The organism is Streptomyces sp. V4I23 (assembly GCF_030817975.1).
GTDB lineage: Bacteria > Actinomycetota > Actinomycetes > Streptomycetales > Streptomycetaceae > Streptomyces.
Genome location: NZ_JAUSZW010000004.1, coordinates 3605752 through 3627496, shown reverse-complemented (window position 1 = coordinate 3627496; position 21745 = coordinate 3605752). Strand labels below are relative to the sequence as shown.

General features: G+C 71.2%; 16 protein-coding genes, 1 tRNA gene and 1 pseudogene. 10 read left to right on the top strand and 8 right to left on the bottom strand.

All coding sequences use genetic code 11. From position 1 onward, the window contains the following. The first annotated feature begins 76 nt into the window (after nucleotides 1-76). From QFZ82_RS18655 to QFZ82_RS18625, 7 genes are all read left to right on the top strand, one after another. On the top strand, nucleotides 77-1588 hold the full coding sequence (locus QFZ82_RS18655) for a class I SAM-dependent methyltransferase (protein WP_307714252.1): 1512 nt from the start codon (nucleotides 77-79) through the stop codon (nucleotides 1586-1588). A gap of 271 nt (nucleotides 1589-1859) precedes the next feature. After that, the gene (locus tag QFZ82_RS18650; RefSeq protein WP_177149604.1) at nucleotides 1860-2057 is read left to right on the top strand and encodes a hypothetical protein; all 198 of its coding nucleotides are present in this window, start codon (nucleotides 1860-1862) and stop codon (nucleotides 2055-2057) included. A 223-nt stretch (nucleotides 2058-2280) separates the two neighbouring features. Further along, nucleotides 2281-5127: a type I DNA topoisomerase gene (gene topA / locus QFZ82_RS18645; protein WP_307714251.1), complete on the top strand. Its 2847-nt coding sequence runs from the start codon at nucleotides 2281-2283 to the stop codon at nucleotides 5125-5127. A gap of 137 nt (nucleotides 5128-5264) precedes the next feature. Then, nucleotides 5265-8432 carry a dTMP kinase gene (tmk, locus tag QFZ82_RS18640; RefSeq protein ID WP_373429299.1) on the top strand — a complete coding sequence of 1056 codons (3168 nt, stop codon included), beginning with the start codon at nucleotides 5265-5267 and terminating at the stop codon, nucleotides 8430-8432. A 423-nt stretch (nucleotides 8433-8855) separates the two neighbouring features. Then, a complete protein-coding gene (locus QFZ82_RS18635) occupies nucleotides 8856-10061 on the top strand; it encodes a DNA polymerase III subunit delta' (RefSeq protein ID WP_307714249.1) in 1206 nt (401 codons plus the stop codon). 108 nt (nucleotides 10062-10169) lie between these two features. Beyond that, entirely contained in the window at nucleotides 10170-11702 is a 1533-nt protein-coding gene (locus QFZ82_RS18630) for an alpha/beta hydrolase (RefSeq protein ID WP_307714248.1), read from the top strand. A gap of 130 nt (nucleotides 11703-11832) precedes the next feature. Next, a tRNA-Thr gene (locus QFZ82_RS18625) sits at nucleotides 11833-11906 on the top strand. A gap of 591 nt (nucleotides 11907-12497) precedes the next feature. Here QFZ82_RS18625 and QFZ82_RS18620 read toward each other — a convergent pair. Continuing rightward, on the bottom strand, nucleotides 12498-12707 hold the full coding sequence (locus QFZ82_RS18620; RefSeq protein ID WP_307714247.1) for a hypothetical protein: 210 nt from the start codon (nucleotides 12705-12707) through the stop codon (nucleotides 12498-12500). A gap of 72 nt (nucleotides 12708-12779) precedes the next feature. Further along, entirely contained in the window at nucleotides 12780-12956 is a 177-nt protein-coding gene (locus QFZ82_RS18615) for a hypothetical protein (protein WP_307714246.1), read from the bottom strand. Between the two features lie 190 nt (nucleotides 12957-13146). Here QFZ82_RS18615 and QFZ82_RS18610 point away from each other — a divergent pair, with 190 nt between their 5' ends. Together QFZ82_RS18610 and QFZ82_RS18605 are read left to right on the top strand one after the other, a co-directional pair. Then, the gene (locus QFZ82_RS18610; RefSeq protein ID WP_307714245.1) at nucleotides 13147-15234 is read left to right on the top strand and encodes a hypothetical protein; all 2088 of its coding nucleotides are present in this window, start codon (nucleotides 13147-13149) and stop codon (nucleotides 15232-15234) included. 287 nt (nucleotides 15235-15521) lie between these two features. Next, entirely contained in the window at nucleotides 15522-16067 is a 546-nt protein-coding gene (locus QFZ82_RS18605) for a UPF0158 family protein (RefSeq protein WP_307714244.1), read from the top strand. Between the two features lie 129 nt (nucleotides 16068-16196). On the opposite strand, the gene QFZ82_RS18600 is transcribed toward QFZ82_RS18605, so the two are convergent. The 4 genes from QFZ82_RS18600 to QFZ82_RS18585 form a co-directional block, all read right to left on the bottom strand. Further along, complete coding sequence (locus QFZ82_RS18600; protein WP_307714243.1) at nucleotides 16197-16712, bottom strand: hypothetical protein; 516 nt, start codon at nucleotides 16710-16712, stop codon at nucleotides 16197-16199. 58 nt (nucleotides 16713-16770) lie between these two features. Further along, nucleotides 16771-17589 (bottom strand): hypothetical protein, encoded by an 819-nt coding sequence (locus tag QFZ82_RS18595; RefSeq protein WP_307714242.1) that lies wholly within the window; start codon nucleotides 17587-17589, stop codon nucleotides 16771-16773. A gap of 262 nt (nucleotides 17590-17851) precedes the next feature. After that, complete coding sequence (locus QFZ82_RS18590) at nucleotides 17852-18244, bottom strand: type II toxin-antitoxin system VapC family toxin (protein ID WP_307714241.1); 393 nt, start codon at nucleotides 18242-18244, stop codon at nucleotides 17852-17854. After that, entirely contained in the window at nucleotides 18241-18519 is a 279-nt protein-coding gene (locus QFZ82_RS18585; protein WP_307714240.1) for a hypothetical protein, read from the bottom strand. Before QFZ82_RS18585 ends, QFZ82_RS18590 begins: the two co-directional genes overlap by 4 nt. A gap of 97 nt (nucleotides 18520-18616) precedes the next feature. On the opposite strand from QFZ82_RS18585, the gene QFZ82_RS18580 reads away from it, so the two are divergent. Continuing rightward, nucleotides 18617-18883: a hypothetical protein gene (locus QFZ82_RS18580; protein WP_307717763.1), complete on the top strand. Its 267-nt coding sequence runs from the start codon at nucleotides 18617-18619 to the stop codon at nucleotides 18881-18883. A 530-nt stretch (nucleotides 18884-19413) separates the two neighbouring features. Here QFZ82_RS18580 and QFZ82_RS18575 read toward each other — a convergent pair. Together QFZ82_RS18575 and QFZ82_RS18570 are read right to left on the bottom strand one after the other, a co-directional pair. Continuing rightward, on the bottom strand, nucleotides 19414-19575 hold the full coding sequence (locus QFZ82_RS18575) for a hypothetical protein (protein ID WP_307714239.1): 162 nt from the start codon (nucleotides 19573-19575) through the stop codon (nucleotides 19414-19416). A 473-nt stretch (nucleotides 19576-20048) separates the two neighbouring features. Continuing rightward, a pseudogene (locus QFZ82_RS18570) lies at nucleotides 20049-21573 on the bottom strand (methionine--tRNA ligase). Nucleotides 21574-21745: the final 172 nt, after the last annotated feature.

The window sequence follows — 21745 nt, the reverse complement described above, 5'->3', positions numbered from 1 at the left end:
GCACACCGCACGGCCCGGCCCCCGACCCGGGCCGGGCCGTGCGGCGATTGTCAGGGGCGGCCGCCACAATGGGTTCGTGAGTACGACCAGTCTTCCCGCGCCCGACCACGCCCCCCGACTCCGCGACGCCTTCCTCGCCGCCCGTTTCACCGCCGACGGGCTGCTCGACCTGCTCGGAGCCCCGGCGTACGCGGCGCTCGCCCGCAGCGAGACCGTGCCCGCCCTGCGTGCCACCCGTGGGGAGGGAGCGCTGGAGACGCTCGTCCGGCTGTTCCTGCTGCAGCGGCCCGTGGCGTACGGGCGGGCGCGCGACGCGCTGCCGCTCGACGCGTGCCTGGCGGACGGCTGGGTGGTGCGCGACGGCGACGAGGTCCGGGCAGCCGTGGACGTCCGGCCCTACGGGGGGCCGGAGGGCCAGGACTGGTTCATCGTGTCCGACCTCGGCTGCGCGGTCGGCGGCGCGGGGGGAGCCGGAGGACAGGGCGAAGGGGTCGTCCTCGGCGTCGGCGGCGCCTCCACCACGCTTGCCGGCATCACCGTGCGTACGCCTGTCGCGTCCGCGCTCGACCTCGGCACGGGATCCGGCATCCAGGCGCTGCACGCCGCGCAGCACGCGACGAGGGTCACCGCCACCGATCTCAATCCCCGCGCCCTGCACTTCACGCGGCTCACGCTCGCGCTGTCCGGCGCGCCGGAGGCAGATCTGCGGGAGGGCTCGCTGTTCGAGCCGGTCGCCTCGGACACGTACGACCTGATCGTCTCCAATCCGCCCTTCGTCATCTCCCCCGGCGCCCGGCTGACCTACCGGGACGGCGGGATGGGCGGGGACGATCTGTGCCGCTCGCTCGTCCAGCAGGCGGGGGACAGGCTGAACGAGGGCGGCTTCGCCCAGTTCCTCGCCAACTGGCAGCACGTCGAGGGGGAGGACTGGCAGGAGCGGCTGCGCTCCTGGGTGCCGCGCGGCTGCGACGCCTGGATCGTGCAGCGCGAGGTGCAGGACATCACGCAGTACGCGGAGCTGTGGCTGCGCGACAGCGGCGACCACCGCAGCGATCCCGCGCAGTACGCGGCACGCTACGACGCGTGGCTGGACGAGTTCGAGGCGCGGAAGACCAAGGCGGTCGGCTTCGGCTGGATCACGCTGCGCAAGTCCGGTGCGGACCGGCCGTCGATCGTGGCGGAGGAGTGGCCGCACCCCGTCGAGCAGCCGCTCGGCGACGCCGTGCGCGCCCACTTCGACCGGCAGGACTACCTGCGGACGCACGACGACGCGGCGCTGCTCTGCGACCACTTCCGGCTGGCGCCCGAGGTGGTGCAGGAGCAGGTCGGCCTGCCGGGCGCCGAGGACCCGGAGCACGTGGTCCTCCGCCAGAACCGCGGCATGCGGCGGGCGACCAAGGTCGACACCGTCGGCGCGGGCTTCGCGGGTGTGTGCGACGGGACACTGAGCGCCGGAAGGATTCTGGACGCCATCGCCCAGCTGATCGACGAGGACCCGGTGCTCCTGCGCGACCGGACGCCGCAGGCGCTACGACTGCTGGTGGAGGAGGGCTTCCTCGAACCGGCCGATCCGGGCACGACGGCATAGGCGCCTGCACGGTTTGCGCCGCCCGATACGGGCACATCGGCCAATGTTCGGTCAGCGCTCCCCCCGCTCCCGCGGCCGGACCCGGGAACGATCAAAGGGGAGTGATCGATGAGGACAGAGGAAGGGGAGGAGATCCCTCCGGAAAATCTGCCGACGCGACCGCGTGAGTGAACCCACGCGCCGTTCACCCGGAATTCGCGCGGACGACGCCCAGGCGTGCCAGCCTCGGCACCCGGACATCCATGGCGCCAGGGAAGGACCGGATACGGGCATGGAGAGCGGGCCAGCGATCTTCGCCGGGACGGCATTCGCGCTGTTCGGAGCCGGGCTGCTGCTGTGGACGGGGACACGGCTCGCGCACCGCGCACCCGTCGCTCACGGAGTGAGCCCCGCCACGGCCGGTGCCTTCGGGATCTTCTTCGGTGCGGCCTTCCTCACGCTCGGCGTGTGGTGCTTCACTCGTATCTGAGGCGGCGCACAGGCGCCGACGTGCCGGTCCGGGCGGCACAAAGGGCTGGAGTCGGGTTACCGTTCGAGTGGCCGTTGCGGTCTTTTGCCGTTTGACACGGGGGCGGGTTGTACCGTCACACTCCGCAGCGACAGCAGCGCCACAGCAGTGCCGTAACGCCGCACCACCGCGTACCGCACCGCAGTGAGCGCCCATCGAGCGTCGACCGGAGAGAAGAGCGAAGTTGTCCCCGACCAGCGAGACCGCACAGGGCGGCCGCCGACTCGTGATCGTCGAGTCGCCTGCCAAGGCGAAGACGATCAAGGGCTACCTCGGCCCTGGTTACGTCGTCGAGGCGAGCGTCGGGCACATCCGCGACCTGCCGAACGGCGCCGCCGAGGTGCCGGAGAAGTACACCGGCGAGGTGCGCCGCCTCGGCGTCGACGTCGAACACGACTTCCAGCCGATCTACGTCGTCAACGCAGACAAGCGGGCCCAGGTCAGGAAGCTCAAGGAGCAGCTCGCCGAGTCCGACGAGCTCTACCTCGCCACCGATGAGGACCGCGAGGGCGAGGCCATCGCATGGCACCTCCTCGAGGTGCTCAAGCCCAAGGTTCCCGTCCACCGCATGGTGTTCCACGAGATCACCAAGGAAGCGATCCGCGACGCCGTCGCGAACCCGCGCGAGCTCAACAAGCGCATGGTCGACGCCCAGGAGACCCGCCGCATCCTCGACCGCCTCTACGGCTACGAGGTCTCGCCGGTCCTGTGGAAGAAGGTCATGCCCCGGCTGTCCGCCGGCCGCGTGCAGTCCGTCGCGACCCGGCTCGTCGTCGAGCGGGAGCGCGAGCGCATCGCGTTCCGCTCCGCCGAGTACTGGGACCTGACCGGCGCCTTCGCCACCGGCCGCGCCGGTGACACGTCCGACCCCTCGATCCTCACGGCCCGTCTCAACACGGTCGACGGGCAGCGTGTCGCCCAGGGCCGCGACTTCGGTCCTGACGGCCGGCTCAAGAGCGCGCAGGTGCTCCACCTCGACGAGGTGAACGCCCGTGCCCTGGCCGCAGCGCTTCAGGACACGTCCTTCGCGGTCCGCTCCGTCGAGTCCAAGCCCTACCGCCGATCGCCGTACGCGCCGTTCCGCACGACGACGCTGCAGCAGGAGGCCTCGCGCAAGCTGGGCTTCGGCGCCAAGGCGACCATGCAGATCGCGCAGAAGCTGTACGAGAACGGCTTCATCACCTACATGCGTACGGACTCCACCACGCTGTCCGAGACCGCCGTCGCGGCGGCCCGGGCGCAGGTGACGCAGCTGTACGGCGCCGACTACCTGCCCGACAAGCCGCGTACGTACGCCGGCAAGGTCAAGAACGCGCAGGAGGCGCACGAGGCGATCCGGCCGTCGGGCGATCGTTTCCGCACGCCTGCCGAGACCGGTCTGACCGGCGACCAGTTCCGTCTCTACGAGCTGATCTGGAAGCGGACCGTCGCCTCCCAGATGAAGGACGCCGTCGGGAACAGCGTGACGGTGAAGATCGGCGGGCGGGCCTCCGACGGCCGCGACGCCGAGTTCACCGCCTCCGGCAAGACGATCACCTTCCACGGCTTCATGAAGGCCTACGTGGAGGGCGCTGACGATCCGAACGCGGAGCTGGACGACCGCGAGCGGCGCCTTCCGCAGGTCGCGGAGGGCGACGCCCTGTCCGCCGAGGAGATCTCGGTGGACGGCCACGCCACCAAGCCGCCCGCCCGCTACACCGAGGCGTCGCTGGTCAAGGAGCTGGAAGAGCGCGAGATCGGCCGCCCGTCGACGTACGCGTCGATCATCGGCACGATCCTGGACCGCGGCTACGTCTTCAAGAAGGGGACGGCGCTCGTGCCGTCGTTCCTCTCCTTCGCCGTGGTGAACCTGCTGGAGAAGCACTTCGGCCGGCTCGTCGACTACGACTTCACCGCCAGGATGGAGGACGACCTCGACCGCATCGCACGGGGCGAGGCGCAGGCCGTGCCGTGGCTCAAGCGCTTCTACTTCGGAGAGGGCGACGCCGCCGGCGCGGCCTCCGAGGCGGGCAACGGCGACGGTGACCACCTCGGTGGTCTCAAGGAGCTGGTGACCGACCTCGGCGCCATCGACGCCCGTGAGATCTCCAGCTTCCCCGTCGGCAGCGGCATCGTGCTGCGCGTCGGCCGCTACGGCCCGTACGTCGAGCGCGGCGAGAAGGACGCGGAGGGCCACCAGCGCGCCGACGTCCCCGACGACCTCGCGCCCGACGAGCTGACCGTGGAGTACGCGGAGGAGCTGCTCGCCAAGCCGAGCGGTGACTTCGAGCTGGGCACGGACCCGGCGACCGGACACCAGATCATCGCCAAGGACGGCCGCTACGGCCCGTACGTCACCGAGGTGCTGCCCGAGGGCACGCCGAAGACCGGCAAGAACGCGGTCAAGCCGCGTACGGCGTCGCTGTTCAAGTCCATGTCGCTCGACACCGTCACGCTCGAGGACGCGCTGAAGCTGATGTCCCTGCCGCGAGTGGTCGGCACCGACGCCGAAGGCGTCGAGATCACCGCGCAGAACGGCCGCTACGGCCCGTACCTGAAGAAGGGCACCGACTCCCGCTCGCTGGAGAACGAGGAGCAGCTGTTCAGCATCACGCTGGACGAAGCCCTCGCGATCTACGCGCAGCCCAAGCAGCGCGGGCGGGCCGCGGCCAAGCCGCCGCTGAAGGAGCTGGGCACCGACCCGGTCAGCGAGCGTCCCGTCGTCGTCAAGGACGGCCGCTTCGGCCCGTACGTCACCGACGGCGAGACCAACGCGACGCTCCGCACCGGCGACAGCGTCGAGGACATCACGCCGGAGCGCGGCTACGAACTGCTCGCCGAGAAGCGTGCCAAGGGACCCGCCAAGAAGACGGCCAAGAAGGCGCCCGCCAAGAAGACCGCGGCCAAGAAGACGGCCGCCAAGACGACGGCGGCCAAGAAGACGGCAGCCAAGAAGACGACGGCCGCCGCCAAGAAGGCACCGGCGAAGAAGGCCACCACGAAGAAGACGGCGGCGTCGGCCAACGCCTCCGCGACCGCGGGCGAGGAGTAGAGGACCGGCCGGGAGGCGACTCCTGGCCGGACCGGCACAGGCGCTTTGCCGCACGGGACCTTCACACTCGTGTGACAAAGCGCCCGTGTGTTCGGACACCCCTCCGGGGAGCGACCCGCTCCGGATAGGCTGGGCGGATGACGCGAGCCGAGCAGCCAGCCGAGCAGCAGGCGGTCATGAGTACCGCTGCAGAGACTGCTTCCGACGCATCTGATTCCGACGCACTCGCCGCGGACTCGCGGGAGCGCGCCGTGCGCGCCCTCCTGCGTCACGCGCCGCTGAGGCGGCTCTGGAACGCCCAAGTGGTCGGCGGGACCGGGGACGCACTGGGTGTCCTCGTCCTGATGCTGCTGGCGTTGCAGGCGGCCGTCGAGTCAGGCACGTTCGGGACCGGTTACCGCGGGGCGGCCTTCGCCGTCGCCGCCGTCCTCGGCGCGCGCGTGCTGGCCACGCTGCTGTTCGGGGCCGTACTCCTCGGCCCGATGACCTCGCTCACCGCGCCGAGCGGCCCGCTGGACCGGCGCTGGACCATGATCGGCGCGGACGGCGTGCGGGTCGCGCTGCTGGTCGTCGCGCCGCTGTGGATCGACTGGGTCCCCGCGAACGCACTCGCGATCCTGCTGATCACCGTCTTCGTGTCCGGTGTCGCGGAACGTTTCTGGACGGTCGCCCGTGACGGCGCCGCGCCCGCGCTGCTGCCCGCGCCGCCGCTGGAGGGCGCGGCGGTACGGCCGCTGCCCGACCACCTCGACGCGCTGCGCCGGCTGTGGCTGCGCACCGGCTTCGCGGTCATCCCCGCCGCGGCCGCCGTGCTGCTCGTCGCCACGCTGATCGGCAACCTGCTCGGCTCGGGCATCGAGTGGTTCACCCTGCACCAGGCGGCGCTCGCCTCCTACCTCGCGGCCGGCCTGTTCGCCGCGTCCGTGTCGACGCTGTACTTCGTCGAGCTGCCCGCCGCGCAGACGCCCCGCCCTCGTTCGCCGCTGGAGGGCCTGCGCCGCCCGTCGACCGGGAACGGCGTGGACAAGGGCCGCACCGGCAGCATCCCGCTGTTCGTACTCGCCTGCGCCGCCGTCACCGGAGCCATCGCGTCCGCGACGGCCGTCGCCGTGCTCCACGCCGTCGACCTCGGCGGCGGCCCGGCGGCGTTCGCGCTGCTCGTCCTCGCCCTGATCGGCGGCACCGGAGCCGGGATCCGCGCGGCCGGAGCCGTCCTGCCCTCGCTGTCGCGCCGTCGGCTGCTCGCCCTCGCGCTCACCGTGACCGGCGTGGCGCTGCTCGCCATGGGTCTCGTACCGGACACGGCCACCGTGCTGTTCATCGCGGCGCTCGCCGGCTTCGCGGCCGGTGTGGCCGCGAACACCGGGCACGGCCTGATCGACCAGGAGACCGAGGACTTCCGCCGCCCCCGCATCACCGAGCACCTCCAGGCGGTCGTCCGCGTCGCCATCGGACTCACTGCGATCGCGGCCCCGCTGCTGGCGGCGGCGATCGGACCGCACCGGCTCGCGAGCGGCGACTTCGTCTTCGCGCACGGCGGAGCCGCGTTCACGCTGATGCTCGCGGGCGCGCTGCTGCTGCCCGTCGCCGCGGTCGTGCTGGCCAAGACCGACGACCGGTCCGGGGTGCCGCTGCGCCGCGATCTGCGCGACGCGGTGCGCGGCGGCGCGGACCCGGCCCAGGCGCCCGCGGCGAACGGCTTCTTCATCGCCATCGAGGGCGGCGACGGCGCCGGCAAGTCCACCCAGGTCGAGGCGCTCGCCGAGTGGATCCGCGCCAAGGGACACGAGGTCGTCGTCACCAGGGAGCCGGGTGCCACCCCCGTCGGCAAGCGGCTGCGGTCCATCCTGCTGGACGTGTCGAGCGCCGGACTGTCCAACCGGGCCGAGGCCCTGCTGTACGCCGCCGACCGCGCGGAGCACGTCGACTCGGTCGTCCGCCCGGCGCTGGAGCGCGGCGCGATCGTCATCTCCGACCGGTACATCGACTCCTCCGTGGCCTACCAGGGCGCGGGCCGCGACCTGTCGCCGACGGAGATCGCGCGGATCTCTCGCTGGGCGACGGACGGACTCGTACCGCACCTGACCGTGCTGCTCGACGTCTCCCCGGAGACCGCACGCGAACGCTTCACCGAGGCGCCGGACCGGCTGGAGTCGGAGCCCGCGGAGTTCCACCAGCGAGTGCGCGCCGGGTTCCTGACCCTGGCCGCGGCCGACCCCGGGCGCTACCTCGTCGTGGACGCGGGCCAGGAGCCCGAGGCGGTCACCACCGTCGTACGCCACCGGCTCGACCAGATGCTGCCCCTGTCCGATGCCGAGATCACGGCACGAGAGGAGGCACGCAGGGCGGCCGAGGCGGAGGCCCGCCGCAGGGCCGAGGAGGAGGCGGCGCGCAAGGCGGAGGAGGAGCGCCTGGAGCGCGAGCGCCAGGAGCAGCTCGCCCGCCTGCGTGCCGAGGAGGAGGAGCGCAAGCGGCGCGAAGAGGAGGAGGCGCGGCAGCGCGAGGCCGAGCGCCAGGCCGAGGAGGCAAGGCAGCGCGCCGAGGAGGCGCGCCGGAGGGCGGAGGCGGAACGCCGCCGTCGCGAGGCCGAGGAGAAGGCCCGCCAGGAGGAGCAGGAGCGGCTGCGCCGCCAGGCCGAGGAGGAGGCCCGGCTGCGGGCCGAGGCCGAGGCGCGCCGGCTGGAGAAGCAGCGCAAGGCGGAAGAGGCGCTGCTGAAGGCCGAGCAGGCACGGCGGGCCGCGGAGGCGGCTGCCGCGGCAGCGGCCGCGGTGTCCGCGCAGTCGGCGAACGAGGTCACGGTGCCGACGCCGGTCGTGCGGCCGGAGGAGGGGCCGTCGGCCGGTCCGGACGAGATCACGCAGGAGGTCCCGAGGCCGGACGCGGTCGCGGGGGACGACGAGACGAGGCTGCTGCGCAAGGTCCCGGACGAGGCGGAGACGTCCGTCCTGCCGGCCGTGGACCCGAGGGCCGAGGAGGAGACCTCCGTGCTGCCGGCCGTGGACGACCGGCGGGCGGCCGACGAGACGTCGGTGCTGCCGCCGGTCCGGGATGCGCGCCGGGACGCGGACCCCGCGGACCGGGTGCCGCCGGGCTTCTTCCGCGACGAGCGCCCGGAGAACGCCGAGGGCGCCGAAGGCGGGAACGAGCGCACCCGGGAGCTGCCTCAGGTCGACCCCCAGCCGGCCCGTCGGCGCGGCCGCCCGGACTGGGCGGAGGAGACGCCGCTGGACGACCTCCCGACCCTGGCGGACGAACTGCTCGGCCCCCACGAGGACGACGACGACAGCCGAGGCCGCAGTCGCTGAGAGGGCTTCGAACGCGTCGGCTCGCAGGCCTTGGCCTGGGGAGCCGACGCGTTCCGCTCGCCGGTCGCATCCGGTCCGCCCAGGGCGTTCCAGCGCGTGACGAGCCGGTAGGGCGCGGCACGCGGCCTCCGTACGCAAGGGCTGCTGTGCCCGGGTCCCGGGGGGGCGGGGACGGACGCAGCGTGGCGTACGGTGGCCCCCGCCGCGAACCCATGGGCCCCGCACGCGGGGGTGCGACCGGGGGGCCGCCCACGCCCCGGCTCGCGGGTGCGACGGAGCTCCCCTCACGCGCTGCCACGCCCGGGCGGGCCCACGGGCGGGACCAGGGCTGCCCGGTCCGCCTGCACGGGGCCCGGTCGGGGCGGGATGTCAGAGGGCTCCTCCACAATGGGAGACCGCAGCACGGAAGGGCGGTGACGGCAGATGGCCGTTTGGGACGACATGGTCGGCCAGGAGCGCGTCCAGACGCAGCTCTGCGCCGCCGCGCGGGACGCCGACACCCATGTCACCGCCCAGGCCCAGCGCGCCCCCGCCCCCGCCGCCTCGAAGATGACGCACGCCTGGCTGTTCACCGGGCCCCCCGGGTCCGGGCGGGCCACCGCAGCCCGTGCCTTCGCCGCCGCCCTGCAGTGCACCAGCCCCGACCGCGCGCTCGGCGGCGTGCCCGGCTGCGGGTTCTGCGACGGCTGCCACACCACGCTCGTCGGGACGCATGCCGACGTCGAGGTGATCCGCACGGACCTGCTGTCCATCGGCGTCAAGGAGACCCGGGAGCTGGTGCGCCGCGCGCAGCTCTCCCCTGCAGGCGGCCGCTGGCAGGTGATCATCATGGAGGACGCCGACCGCCTCACCGAGGGCGCGGGGAATGTCCTGCTGAAGGCGGTCGAGGAGCCCGCCCCGCGCACCGTGTGGCTGCTGTGCGCGCCCTCCCTGGAGGACGTGCTCCCCACCATCAGGTCCCGTTGCCGCCACCTCACGCTCCGCACGCCCCCGGTCTCCGCAGTCGCCGACGTGCTGGTCCGGCGCGACGGCATCGAGCCCGAGGTCGCCGCGGCGGCGGCGCGGGCCACGCAGGGCCACATCGGCCGCGCGCGCAGGCTCGCCACGGACGAGCGCGCCCGCGCCCGGCGTGCGACCGTCCTCAAGCTCCCGCTGCGCGTGGAGGACATCGGCGGCTGCCTCAAGGCCGCGCAGGAGCTGGTCGACGCCGCGGCGGAGGACGCCAAGCAGGTCGCCGAGGAGATCGACGTCAAGGAGACCGAGGACCTGAAGGCGGCGCTCGGCGCGTCCGCGGGCGGCCGCATGCCGCGCGGGACGGCCGGTGCCGTGAAGGAGCTCGAGGACAAGCAGAAGCGCCGCAGGACACGGACGCAGCGCGACAGCCTCGACCTCGCGCTCACCGACCTGACGGGGTTCTACCGCGACGTCCTCGCGCTCCAGATGGGCTCGCAGGTCCAGCTCGCCAACGAGGACGTGCGCGACGCGCTCGACCGCATCGCCCGCGGCTCCACACCCGAGGGCACCCTGCGCCGCATAGAGGCGGTCGTCGCCTGCCGCGAGGCCCTGGACCGCAATGTGGCCCCGCTGCTGGCGGTCGAGGCGATGACGATGGCGCTGCGCGCGGGCTGACGCCGTGGGCCGACCGGGCGCCGGGGCGTCACCTCCACGGTGGGTTGACCAGGTCACCCGTACGAGCAGGGACGGGCATCGGCGCTCTGCTGGGATTACGCTCCGGGGATGGACTCCAGGCGCCTGTTCCGCACTTTCGCCCTCCCCCTGGCCGCACTCGGCCTGCTCGTCTCCGGCTGCAGCGGCGGCGGCGGTTCGTCTCCCGGTTCCTCGCCGTCCGGCCGGGCGGCGCCCTCCGCCGACCTCGAGCGGTACTACACGCAGAAGCCGGCCTGGCGCTCCTGCGGCGTCCCCGGCTTCCAGTGCGCGACGGTGAAGGCCCCGCTCGACTACGCGGACCCCGAGGGCGAGTCCGTCGACCTCGCGGTCGCCCGCAAGAAGGCCACGGGCCCGGGCAAGCGGCTCGGCTCCCTCCTGGTCAACCCGGGCGGACCCGGCGCCTCGGCCATCGGCTACCTCCAGAGCTACGCGGGCATCGGCTACCCCGCGCCGGTCCGCGCCCGCTACGACATGGTCGCCGTCGACCCGCGCGGCGTCGCCCGCAGCGCACCGGTCGAGTGCCTCTCCGGCCGGGAGATGGACGCCTTCACGCAGACCGACCAGACCCCGGACGACGCCGGCGAGACGGCGAAGCTGGCGGCGGCCTACCAGGCCTTCGCCGCGGGCTGCGAGAAGCGCTCCGGCACGGTCCTGCCGCATGTCTCCACGATCGAGGCGGCGCGGGACATGGACCTCGTCCGCGCCGTGCTGGGCGACGAGAAGCTGAACTACGTCGGCGCCTCGTACGGCACCTTCCTCGGCGCGACGTACGCCGAGCTGTTCCCCGACCGGACCGGCCGGCTCGTCCTGGACGGCGCGATGGACCCCTCGCTGCCCGCCCGCGAGATGAACCGCGACCAGACGGCCGGTTTCGAGACCGCGTTCCAGTCCTTCGCCGCGGACTGCGTCCAGCGGGCCGACTGCCCCCTGGGCCGGAAGTCCGCCGCGGACGCCTCCGCACGCCTCAAGGCGCTGTTCGAGAAGCTGGACGCCACCCCCGCCCCGACCGGCGAGAGCCGCAAGCTCACCGAGTCGCTGGCCACCACGGGCGTCATCGCGGCCATGTACGACGAGGGCGTGTGGCCCCAGCTCCGGGGGGCGCTGGCCGCGGCCCAGGAGGGGGACGGCGCCTCGCTGCTGGCGATGGCCGACATGTACTACGAGCGGGAGGCGGACGGCTCGTACGCGAACCTGATGTTCGCCAACGCCGCCGTGAACTGCCTCGACCTCCCGGCTGCCTTCCGCACGCCCGAGGCCGTCGAGCCGGCCGTCCCGGAGTTCGAGAAGGCCTCCCCGGTCTTCGGCGAGGGCTTCGCCTGGGCCTCCCTGAACTGCGGCTACTGGCCCGAGAAGGCCACCGGCAAGCCCCATCGCATCGAGGCGAAGGGCTCGGCCCCGATCGTGGTGGTCGGCACGACCCGCGACCCGGCCACCCCGTACAAGTGGGCCAGGAGCCTCGCCGACCAGCTGTCCTCGGGCCGGCTGCTGACCTACGACGGCGACGGCCACACCGCGTTCGGCCGGGGAAGCGACTGCATCGACACAGCGATCAACACCTACCTCCTGGAGGGCACACCGCCGGCCGACGGCAAGCGCTGCTGAGCCCGCGGACGTGCGCCGGTCCGGGGTGCGGCCGGAGGTGGTTCGGGGCACCCCGAAGAACCCTGTAGACTTGGCGCCGCTGCTGATGAGAGCGTGTCCCCGCGGGGACGGGTATCTCGTCCCGTAGCGCGCCGCCTTAGCTCAGTTGGCCAGAGCAACGCACTCGTAATGCGTAGGTCTCGGGTTCGAATCCCGAAGGCGGCTCTCTTTAAACCCCGGGTCAGGGCTCTGACCCGGGGTTTCTACGTTTCGTGCCGAGGGGTCCGGTGCTGGAGGTACTTTCTGACCCGCGTATCGGAATGCGTCGGTCAGAGCGGGGTTTCGGGTAAGGGGCGGCCCGAGAGCCTCTGAACGCTGCCTGACCTGGTGTTTTCGTGAATTGGCTGGCGCATGCTCAGCTGTGGCCGGTGCTGGGGTGCGCCAGGGGAGCGCATCGGTGCGGCAGTCGTGCGGTGGACCGTGGCGTGCGGTGTCGGATTGTCCGGTGAGTGCGTTGATATTGGCGTTGTCGGGAACGAACAGCATCTGGAGCATCCGGCGGGGGAACAGATCCTCGACGGTGGCCACGTGGAGCGGCCCCTCGTGGGTGTCGATCTGTGTGACGTCCCCGCACAACACCACGTTCGGCGCCAGCGGTGCTGACGTATTGGCGGATCAGGGCGCGGGCCGCGGGCCGACGGCCTCGCCGGGTCAGGCCGCGCCTCCGTTTCACGCACGCCCGCACTGCCTCAGCTCGGTCGTGCGGCCGCGACCGAGTTCTTGGCGTGGCTACGACGTCGTCATGCCGGGGCCGAATTACGACGTCGCAGCCATCTTGGCGACCGCCCAACCCGCCTCGCGCCGGTCGCGGGCGATCCTTGGCGAGCCGTAGGTGCCGCCCGAGACGGTGAACAGCGGCTGGATCTCCTCATCCAGTAGCTCCTGCCGCTGCTCTCCGGCGGTCGGCTTGCGGCCGATCCACTCGTAGAACCAGGACTGCGAGACCTCACCTGCTCGGCAGGTCATCGCGTGCGGGATGCCGATTCTGGTCCTCTGGACGCGATGGACTCCGCCACGCTCACTGGTTCATCGCATCCTTCAACCACAGAGAACGCGGTTCACCCGCTCCGGCTCGCTCGACGTGCCGTCTGCGCCGGCGTCCTGGCTGCCGGCCTCGTGCTGGGTCTTCACCTTGTTGTGCAGGGTGTACGCGTTGATCCCCAGATCCGGCGCCGCCTCGGTGACCGGCCTACCGGTTCCCCCGCCGATGCGCACAGCTCCCGATCGGAGCTCTGGGCCCAAGCTGCGCCTCTGCTAGTTGAGTTGGCTCTTGTCCGGTCCGCGGAGGGTGACCTTCGCCCGGTAGTGGGCTGCTGTTCCTCGGCCGGGTTGTGTGCCGCGGTTCGGCGATAGCGTGGCGGGGCAAGCAGTGCTGCGGACAGGTTGGGCGGGCGGGTTCATGCGGATGCGGTTCGAAGCCGGGGCTGAGGAGGAGTTCGATGCGGGGTGCGGGCTGCTGGTCGACCGGCTGGTGCGTTGGGCCGGGGAGCGGGGGCTGCCGGTGGACGCTTTCCTGGCCGAGGCGGCTCTGGAGTACCGGCACCGGGCTACTGTCGACGGCCGGTTGGGGCTGTGGGAGCCGAGGCATGTGGAGGAACTGCTGCTCTCCTGGTTGCCGGAGCAGGTCACCGAACTTCCCGGGGAGGAATGCGGTGATGCGCCTGGCACGTTGCGTGCGCTGCTGCGTTTTCTGCATGCCGCGCACTTGGCGGATCCGCGTGGTCCCGCACTTGAGGACTCTCTTGCCGCGGTCGATGAGGCCGCGGGGGAGTATCGGGCGGCGATGGCGGACCGTACCCGATGGGGGTTGGCGAAGTTCTGGGTGATGACCGCTGCCGAGCAGGGCGTGGACGTTGTGGACGGGGCGGCGTTGCAGCGGTTCGCGGAGCGGGCGCAGCGCGGGAAGGTCGCCTACGACCAGCAGGCCCTCGACGCGGTCATGGAACGGCGGCTGACCGGCCGTGTACTGACCGGCGTGGTCCGGGCCGAGCCGCAACTGCCCGTGGTGTTGCCACCGGACGACGAACTGCGTCGACGGGCTGAGATGCCTGCGGTCGTGGCGCAGTTGCGCGGGCTCGCCGAGTGGGTGGGGCGCGACGGCCGCGCGGTGACGGCGACGGGGCGGCTGCGGATCGCCGACGCACGCGAGCTGGTGGATGTACTGGGCACCGGCGACAAGGCCGAGGGCGTGCGCTCTTCAGCCGACCTGCCGCGGTTGGGGCTGCTGGTGGAGTGGGCGAAGAAGGCGCGGCTGGTCCGGGTGGCCAAGGGACGGCTGTATGCGGTGGCCAAGGCCCGGCAGGTGCTGGCCGACCCGCTTCAGCTGTGGCTGCGTGCCTTCCATGCGTGGTTCGAGCTGCGGCAGGCGCTGATCGGGTCGCGCAGCGGGTGGCACGTCGAGTCGATGCTGTTCGATGTCTACGAGGAGGTGCTGGAGGATGTGCTGAACACGCTCTACAGCCTGCCGTACTCGATGCCCTGGCCGCACCTGCGGGACTCCGTGCACCTGGCCTACCGCGCTCGGTTCCGGTTCGACGGCGGGGCGGACCTCCAGCACAGGATGTGGTTGGAGCACGCCGACCGGGATCTGCGTACGGTGCTTGACGCGCTGGTGGACCTGGGGGCGATCGAGCGTGACAGGGGTATGGCCGATCCGGTGTTCCTCGACGCCGATCTTTCCGGTGCCGGAGACGAGCTGCCCGCCGACATGCCGCCGGAGTTCGCGGAGCTGCTGGGCGTCGCGGGAGCGCCAAAGGACGCGGCGGCGCAGGAGCGCGCCCGCGCCCGGCGCGAGGAGCTGACTGCCGGGCCGGTCGAACTCATCCGTCTCACCGAGCTCGGCACCCGGGCCGTACGGAAGCGCCTGCTGGTGGCCGGCCGAGACGCACCGCTGGTCGGAGAACTGGCCCAGGCACCGGCGGCCGGCCTGCTGGGGGTACTGGCCGAGGACTACGACCCGGATGCCGCCCGGGCGGAGCTGGCCGGCTGGATCTCGGCCCACGGCGAGTGGGATGCCGCACTCCGGCAACTCACCGACGCTGTACGGACCATGGCCTTCCGCACGCGGGCGCAGGCGATGCTCGACGTACTGCTGACGGCGTTGCCGGACGGCGGGGGAGAACAGCTGCTGCGCGCGCTGCGCGGCGATGCGCGGCTGGCCCCGCTCGCCCTGAACTCGCTGGCGCACCGTGAACTGCTGTCCCCCGAGGACATGACCGATGCGGAGCATCTGCTGGTGCTCGCCGAGAGCCTGCTCCAGCTCGTGGAGCTGGCGGGCGGTGAGGGCGGCGCCGAGGAGGCGCTGCGTGCCCAGAGCCCCGAGGTCAGGGACGCGGTTGCCGCCGCGCTGGACTCCGCGCACCCGGACCGGGCGGGGCTCGAAGAACTCAGGCGGCTGGCGGCCCGGGCACTGCGCACTCCGGCCGCCCGCCTCGGCCGCGGCCGGAAGCACGGGCGCCGCGTCGGCAAGAGCAGCCGCAAGCGGCACCGCTGACCAGGACAGCACCGCCCACTCCCGCAGGCGCGGGCGGCCGGCACAAGCACGGAGCGGGGAGTCGGGTGGCCCTCGGCGCCGTACCTCCTCGGTGGCGCGCGCTACCGTCAGGGCGTGGCCGAGGAATGGGACGAGGTCGGGCCGCGGGCCGTGCGTGGCGCGCTCCACGCGCAGGAATGGGCGGCACTGCTCGCCGCGTTGCTCCGTGGCCCCGTACGTGAGGTGCTGCAACTGGCCGGCGATGGTGTGGCCATGGCTGCGGCGCAAGGGCTGCCGGGGCAGCGGAGATGGCGGCCTCGTTTCTCGGTGCCCTCCAGGAAAGAGGTTTCCGGGGCGATCGGGAGCTGGCGGACCGGTTGCGCACGGCCACGGGATATGCGGCGATCCCCCTCCTGCGACCGCTGGCAGTCGATCTGGAGATGCTCGCCATGCTGTTGGAGGGCGATCCGGGCGAGTCCGGTGGTCGGCTCGATCTGTCCACCGGGGAGTGCCGACCGACGTTCACCGAGGAACTGGATGCCGGGTCCGAGGACGAGGAGGCGGACGATCCCGAGCGACGGCTGCGGGTGCCGGCTCTGGGCTCCCGTGCCGGCTACCGGGACATGGAGCTGTTCATCGAAGGGCTCGCCGACGCCGCCCTCGCCGACCGGCTGCGGATCGCCATCGGCGGGCGGGGCGCCTTCCGGCGCTTCAAGGGCGTCCTCGCGCGTGACGAGCGCGCCTGGCGCCGGTATCACCAGCTCAGCGATGAGCGACAGCGCGGCCGAGCCAGGGCCTGGCTGGCCGAGGAGGGCTACTACCCGCAGCTTCCCGTACCACGGCGGACAGCGTGAACTGAACTGTGCCAGGGCCGTAGGAACCGGGCCTGGCACAGCCGTACCGCAGTCGAAAAGAACGCCGCGCCCCCCACAGCAAGAGGCTGAGGATGTGGGGGCTCGGCTCCATCTTCACGAAGGCGTTGGTCAGCGGCGGAAGCCGCGCTCGGGGTCCCGGGCGGGCGGGTGTCCGAACGGCTCGAACCACGCGGCAGCACGCAGGTCACCCATGCCCAGATGCTGGTTCACGTTGCCGTCCGGGTCCTCGATGCCATCGAGTCGTGCGTCGAAGAGCATGAGAACGTCATGGTCCTGGAAGAACAGATCGGAGCAGGCGTTCCAGTCGTAGTCGTCGCGGTGCTCGGGCAAGTAACTGTGCTCGGTGTCGCGCGTCTCGATGTCGTCCTGGTAGCTGGGCGCGTCTTCGATCGCCAAGTGCAAAGCCATCTCCTCGGCCGTGCATGAGGGTTGGGGCCACCGGCCGTGCTCCAGGTCATCGGAGAGGTCGTCGAAGGCCCGTGCCATTCGTCGGCGCCAGCTCCGGTCGGCGGACCAAGTGAGAGCGGGCAAGCGGGTGAACAGCTCCCAGTCCCCGGGCCGTTGCCTGGTCACGGGCTGGTCGCGCAGCTCGTCGGCGTCGTCGTAGGCCTGATCGGCTAGCACGCTCAGCGACGTCAAGAGCAGATCGGCGGTGCGAGGAGTGAGCTGCCAGCCGCAGTCCTCAGTCCTCGTTTTCGCAGGAACGCTCCTTGACCGGGAACAGCGCGACCAAGTCGGGCCGCTCCTCTTCGGTTGGTGTGTCGGAGACCGGCTGGCTCAGACGCCAGCCGTGGTGGAAGTGGGTTGTCACCGGGACGGGGCTCCAGTCGGTGAGCTCATCGCCGTCCTCGGGGCGCAGCAGGCCTGCCTCGCTCTGGTCTTCCAGGGTGTCCGTGCCGGTGATCCAGCCACCGCTCTCGGTGAGAGTCATCACGGCGCCGATCAGGTCGCGTGGATCGTCCTCGTCCAACTCGGATGCAGGCAACGGTTCCCAGCCGTCGGCCATCGCCGCGCGTATGAGTGCGTTCTCGTCGGTGATGTGGAACTCGCGCAGGTGGGTGATGCGTACGACCTTGCCCGGCAGGGCCTTCAGACGTGCTCCATGGGGCGTTCCTGACTCCGGCGACGGGGCGGTCTCGTCGCCTTGCGTCTCCTCGTCCTCCCCGAGGTTTTCGTCAAGCGGGCAGAACGTCGTGCCTGCGGGCGCGGGCCATGTTCCTGAGGCTGCGTGGGCCGTGGCCGTGCGCAGGGAGCTGGCAGGGGCGTCGGGCAGTGCCGCGGTCAGAGCGTGCAGGTCTTCCGCGACGGCTGCGGTGTCGCGGGAAGCCAGCGCGCGGCGCAGCAGCTGGACTGCTTGGTGTGCGTTGTCCTTGCAGGTCAGCACTCCGGTGAGCGAACGAGCGCCATGGTACGGACCGATCAAAGCCATGACACGGCTCTTGCTGGGGCTGTGCTCGCACAGGAAGTCGACGACGGGTGTGAATTCGGGCTCGGTAGCCATGCGGGAGACTCCGGGGACGCTTGGGTGCGCAACCTTGAGGGAGCGCATGCGAAGAAGGAGATCACCGCTGGTGAGCGCGGTACTGGCGCGCTCCCGGACGGGAAGTGTCTGAGTCGCGGCTGGTGCCCCCGGTGCTACCAGCGGTCCGGACCGTGCGGAAAGACAGCCTACTTCAGTGCACCGACAGCAGGCGCCCAGATGGACAGAACTGTGTCGATCAGCAGGGAGTCGGAGGTCGTGGCCGGCCCAGCATCGCACTGCGTCAGATCTTGATCACACGGATGCCAGGGCCGCACAGCATCAGGAGGTCCTCAGGGTCTGACGTCAGGACGATCACGGGGGAAGGCGAGGCCAGTGCGGTGGCGGCCACGATCGCGTCGAGGGCGTACTTGTGGCCGTGGAGGCCGGCCGCGGCGAGGAGTTTGCTGGCGTGGCGGGCGACGGCTTCAGTGGGCGGGATGATGTTGACGCGGGAGACGGCGTAGTCGAAGCGGGCTTGATTGGTTTTGGGGTCGCGGGCTTCGACGAGAGTGACGGAGCTGGTGATGACGCGGATGTCCTCGGCTTCGGCGGCGGCCAGCCACTCGGTGAGCTCGGGGGTGCGGCGTACGAGTTTGGACAGACCCTCACAGTCCAGGACGAGGGTGCCGCTCACGCGGCGTCCGCCGAGCCGGCTGCGTCACCGCGCAGGAGCGCCCGCTTGGCCTCGACCGCTGCCTGATCCACCGGCCCGTGCTCGGTCTCCGCGTCTTCGATGAGTTCGCGCAGCCGGTCACGCTCGAGTTGGCGCTGGATGAGGGCTTCGACGTAGGCGGACATGCCACGCTTGCCGGTGCGTGCCTTGAGGGCGGCGATGGTGCCTTCGTGGAGGGAGACGGAGACAGGGCGGACTGGGCCTTCACCGGGAGCGGGCTCGGGAGCGGTGGCCATGGAGCCACCTTAACAAAAGCCTTGTTATTGCGCGGGGTGATTCTGCGGCACTGCGGGTTGCCTGGAGGCAGGTGGCGGATTGCCTCACGGGGTACAGATCCTCTGTGATCATCAAGCGCGACGATGCTCCCGCGGGCTGTCGCGCGAGGGACTGCTCGCGCTGCCTGCAGCCGTGGACCTGGAGACGGCGAACCGCACGCTGTCTCTCAGCCGCACCACGGGGTACGACCTTGCCAAGCGCGGCCGGTATCCGTGCACCGTCCTGCGTCTGGGCAACGCGTACCGGGTCCTCACCGCCGACTGCTCAAGCTGCTTCACATCGACGTACCCGAGCCCACAGGTGTCGAAGAGCAGGTGGCCGTGACACCCGAGGCGCAAACGGACCGTCTCTCGTCGGCCTGCTGTTGCTGCTGCGCGTGCCGCTGTGCACGGCGGCGTGAGGGATGTGGGCGAGGGGCCTGCGAGTGGTGCCGGTCATCTTGTATGTGCGATCTCGACAAGCTGTGCCACCATGGCGTCCCCACCCGGCTGTACAGGTCGATTTCGCGCTTTGCCATCGGGTGGGGAGCGCAAGGGGAGCGCGGACGCCTGTGGACGGTGCAGCGAGGCATGCGAACAGCGGGACCGTGACCTGGGTGCTGATCTGGGGAAACAGGATCTGATGCGACCACGTGCCACACGCCGTCACGATCTCTGACGGCCTCGTAATGCGTAGGTCTCGGGTTCGAATCCCGAAGGCGGCTCCATTGAAGCCCCAGGTCAGATAGTCGCTGACCTGGGGTTTTCTGTTGCGCGGGGCAGGGGCCTTCTCCCTGTGATCACTTCACTTCGGTGACGCGTCCCATGGGGGACGTGCCGTCACGTCTGGTCGAGCCGCTCGACCATCGCTTCCAGTCACAGCGGGTGGCTGTGCTGCGCGAGCGCGTCCGTCTGGAGTCCGGTGCGTCGGTCGACCAGGAGCGCATCGACGCGGCGTTCGAGGAGCTCAGGCAAGCCGAGCTGGCTGAAACTGGTCGTCGACCTGTTCCAGTCGGCCGCGGGACGTTCCGTGGACACGTTTCACGTGCTGTGCGTCGAGCGCATCAAGGAAACACAGCACCTGCTGAATCGGCTCACCGGCTGACGGCCTTTCGGGTGAGCAGGCGGCAGCGAACCCTCGTCACCGTGTCCCGCGCAGACGTCAACGCCCCTGCGCCGCTGGACGCTTCGGCGTGGTCGTGCGCGGGGGCGGCCGGTGATGCGGCCTGTCGTGGCCCGACATGTCGGACGACCGTGAGGACGCCGGAACTGGGCCGCGAGAGTCCTGGGTTCACCGCACGACCGATGCGGTGCCCGCCTCCACTGCTACCTCGCGGGTGGGCGAACTCCCGGGGGCGCGCGTACGGACCCGGGCTGCCGGGACACGGCCGCGCCCCTGCGCTCCGTCCCCGTGACTCTGCGAGAGTGTCCATGCTCATCCGTCGCGGCGCCTGAGTCACCAACCGTGCCGCCAGGACGACCCCACCGGCCAGGTTCATGCAGCACCGGTGTCACGCTGGCTGCGTGTCCTCCTGCAGGCGCGGGAAAAGCGGCTGTGCTGCGGGCAGACGCCCCTCGACCGGTGTCAGCTGTCCGGTGATTCGCGTCGCGGCATCAGGGATGAACGGGCGTAGTTCATCGGCCAGCACGCGGCATGCGGTGACCAGCGTGACGAGGACAGTGTCGAGCCGCTTCGCTGCTTCACCGTTGCCCTGCCGCTCTTCCCGAGCCAGTTCCCATGGCCGGGTGGCATCAATGCATCGGTTGGTTTCCTCCACGATGTTCCAGACGGCGCGAAGGGCGCGCCGGAAGTCGAAGTCGGCCAAGGCGGCATCGACGAGACCAGGGACCTTCCGGTAGATCTCCACCAGCGCCGGCCCACTGGAAGGTGCAGTGGCCGAGACGGGGACAGTTCCCCCGCGAAAGCGGTGAACCATGGTCACGATGCGGTGGACGAGGTTGCCCAGACCTCCGGCGAAGTCCGCATCCGCGCGGGTGGTCAGGCGGTCGGGTGTGAAGTCGGCGTCCCCGACCCGGGGTACATCGCGCAGGAGCCACCAGCGCACCGCGTCGGTGCCATAGGTCGCGGCCAGCGCAGCCGGGTCGACGGCGGTTCCGGCGGACTTGCTGATCTTGCGCCCGTCGACGGTGAGGTAGTCGTGGACCAGGAGGTCGGTGGGCAGTGGGAGTCCGGCCGACAGCAGCATGGCCGGCCAGTACACGGCGTGGAAGCGCACCACTCCCTTGCCGACCAGGTGGACGCGGCGCTCGCTGGTTGCCCACCACTGGTCGTAGGCGGTGTCACCGGTGCCGTATCCAAGGCTGGTGACGTAGTTACCAAGGGCGTCCCACCACACGTAGACGACCTGGCTCGGGTCATCCGGCACGGGGATGCCCCAGCCTCGGGCGCGAGTGTGGGAACGGGAGACGGAGAAGTCGTGCAGGCCGGTTTCGATGAGGGCGAGGACCTCGTTGCGGCGGGCGGCAGGCTCGATGCGCAGGTCACCGCTCGAGATCAGCTGATGGAGGCGGTCGGCGTAGCGGGACAGCCGGCCAGTTCTCCTCCGCGACGAGCTGAGGTTCGGTGCCGTGCTCGCCACACCGTCCATCGATCAGTTCGTCGGGGGTGTAGAACTGCTCGCAGCCAACGCAGTACAGGCCTTCGTACTCTTTGCGACAGAGGTCGCCGGACGCGGCGCACCGGCGCCACAGCCGTTCGACTCCGACGCGGTGACGCGGGTCGCTGCTGGTGCGGATGAAGTCGTCGAATGAGAGCGCCAGGGGACCACGCAACGCGGCGAACGCGTCGGCGTTGCGGTCGACGAACGACTGCACGTCGACGCCGGCTGCTTCGGCGGCCAGGACGTTTTTCAAAGAGTTGTCGTCGGTTCCGCTGAGCAGCCGGACCTGCTCGCCTCGGCGGCGGTGGTGACGGGCCAACGTGTCCGCTTGGACGAGCTCCAGGGCGAAGCCCAGGTGGGGGCGGGCGTTGACGTACGGAATGGTCGTGGTGATGTAGTGCCGTCGTGCGCTCATCGGTCCTCCTACCGGGTAGCGAGGCCTGATCGCACAACCATCGAGGCCCCGTCCCGGGGCCTCGGATTCGGTACGCGTCCGTACTCAGCAGCCCCGTCGACGGGGCATCATCCGGTGCTGAGGCGAAGGCGTGATCATGCGTCCGAGAGTAGCAACAGCGCGTCGTTGCAGC

What these genes read in the sequence shown, in the direction of transcription:
- QFZ82_RS18650 (WP_177149604.1), top strand. Translation starts at nt 1,860, where the DNA reads ATGGAGAGCGGGCCAGCGATCTTCGCCGGGACGGCATTCGCGCTGTTC.
- tmk (WP_373429299.1), top strand. Translation starts at nt 5,265, where the DNA reads ATGACGCGAGCCGAGCAGCCAGCCGAGCAGCAGGCGGTCATGAGTACC.
- QFZ82_RS18635 (WP_307714249.1), top strand. Translation starts at nt 8,856, where the DNA reads ATGGCCGTTTGGGACGACATGGTCGGCCAGGAGCGCGTCCAGACGCAG.
- QFZ82_RS18630 (WP_307714248.1), top strand. Translation starts at nt 10,170, where the DNA reads ATGGACTCCAGGCGCCTGTTCCGCACTTTCGCCCTCCCCCTGGCCGCA.
- QFZ82_RS18620 (WP_307714247.1), bottom strand. Translation starts at nt 12,707, where the DNA reads ATGACCTGCCGAGCAGGTGAGGTCTCGCAGTCCTGGTTCTACGAGTGG.
- QFZ82_RS18610 (WP_307714245.1), top strand. Translation starts at nt 13,147, where the DNA reads ATGCGGTTCGAAGCCGGGGCTGAGGAGGAGTTCGATGCGGGGTGCGGG.
- QFZ82_RS18605 (WP_307714244.1), top strand. Translation starts at nt 15,522, where the DNA reads ATGGCGGCCTCGTTTCTCGGTGCCCTCCAGGAAAGAGGTTTCCGGGGC.
- QFZ82_RS18595 (WP_307714242.1), bottom strand. Translation starts at nt 17,589, where the DNA reads ATGGCTACCGAGCCCGAATTCACACCCGTCGTCGACTTCCTGTGCGAG.
- QFZ82_RS18585 (WP_307714240.1), bottom strand. Translation starts at nt 18,519, where the DNA reads ATGGCCACCGCTCCCGAGCCCGCTCCCGGTGAAGGCCCAGTCCGCCCT.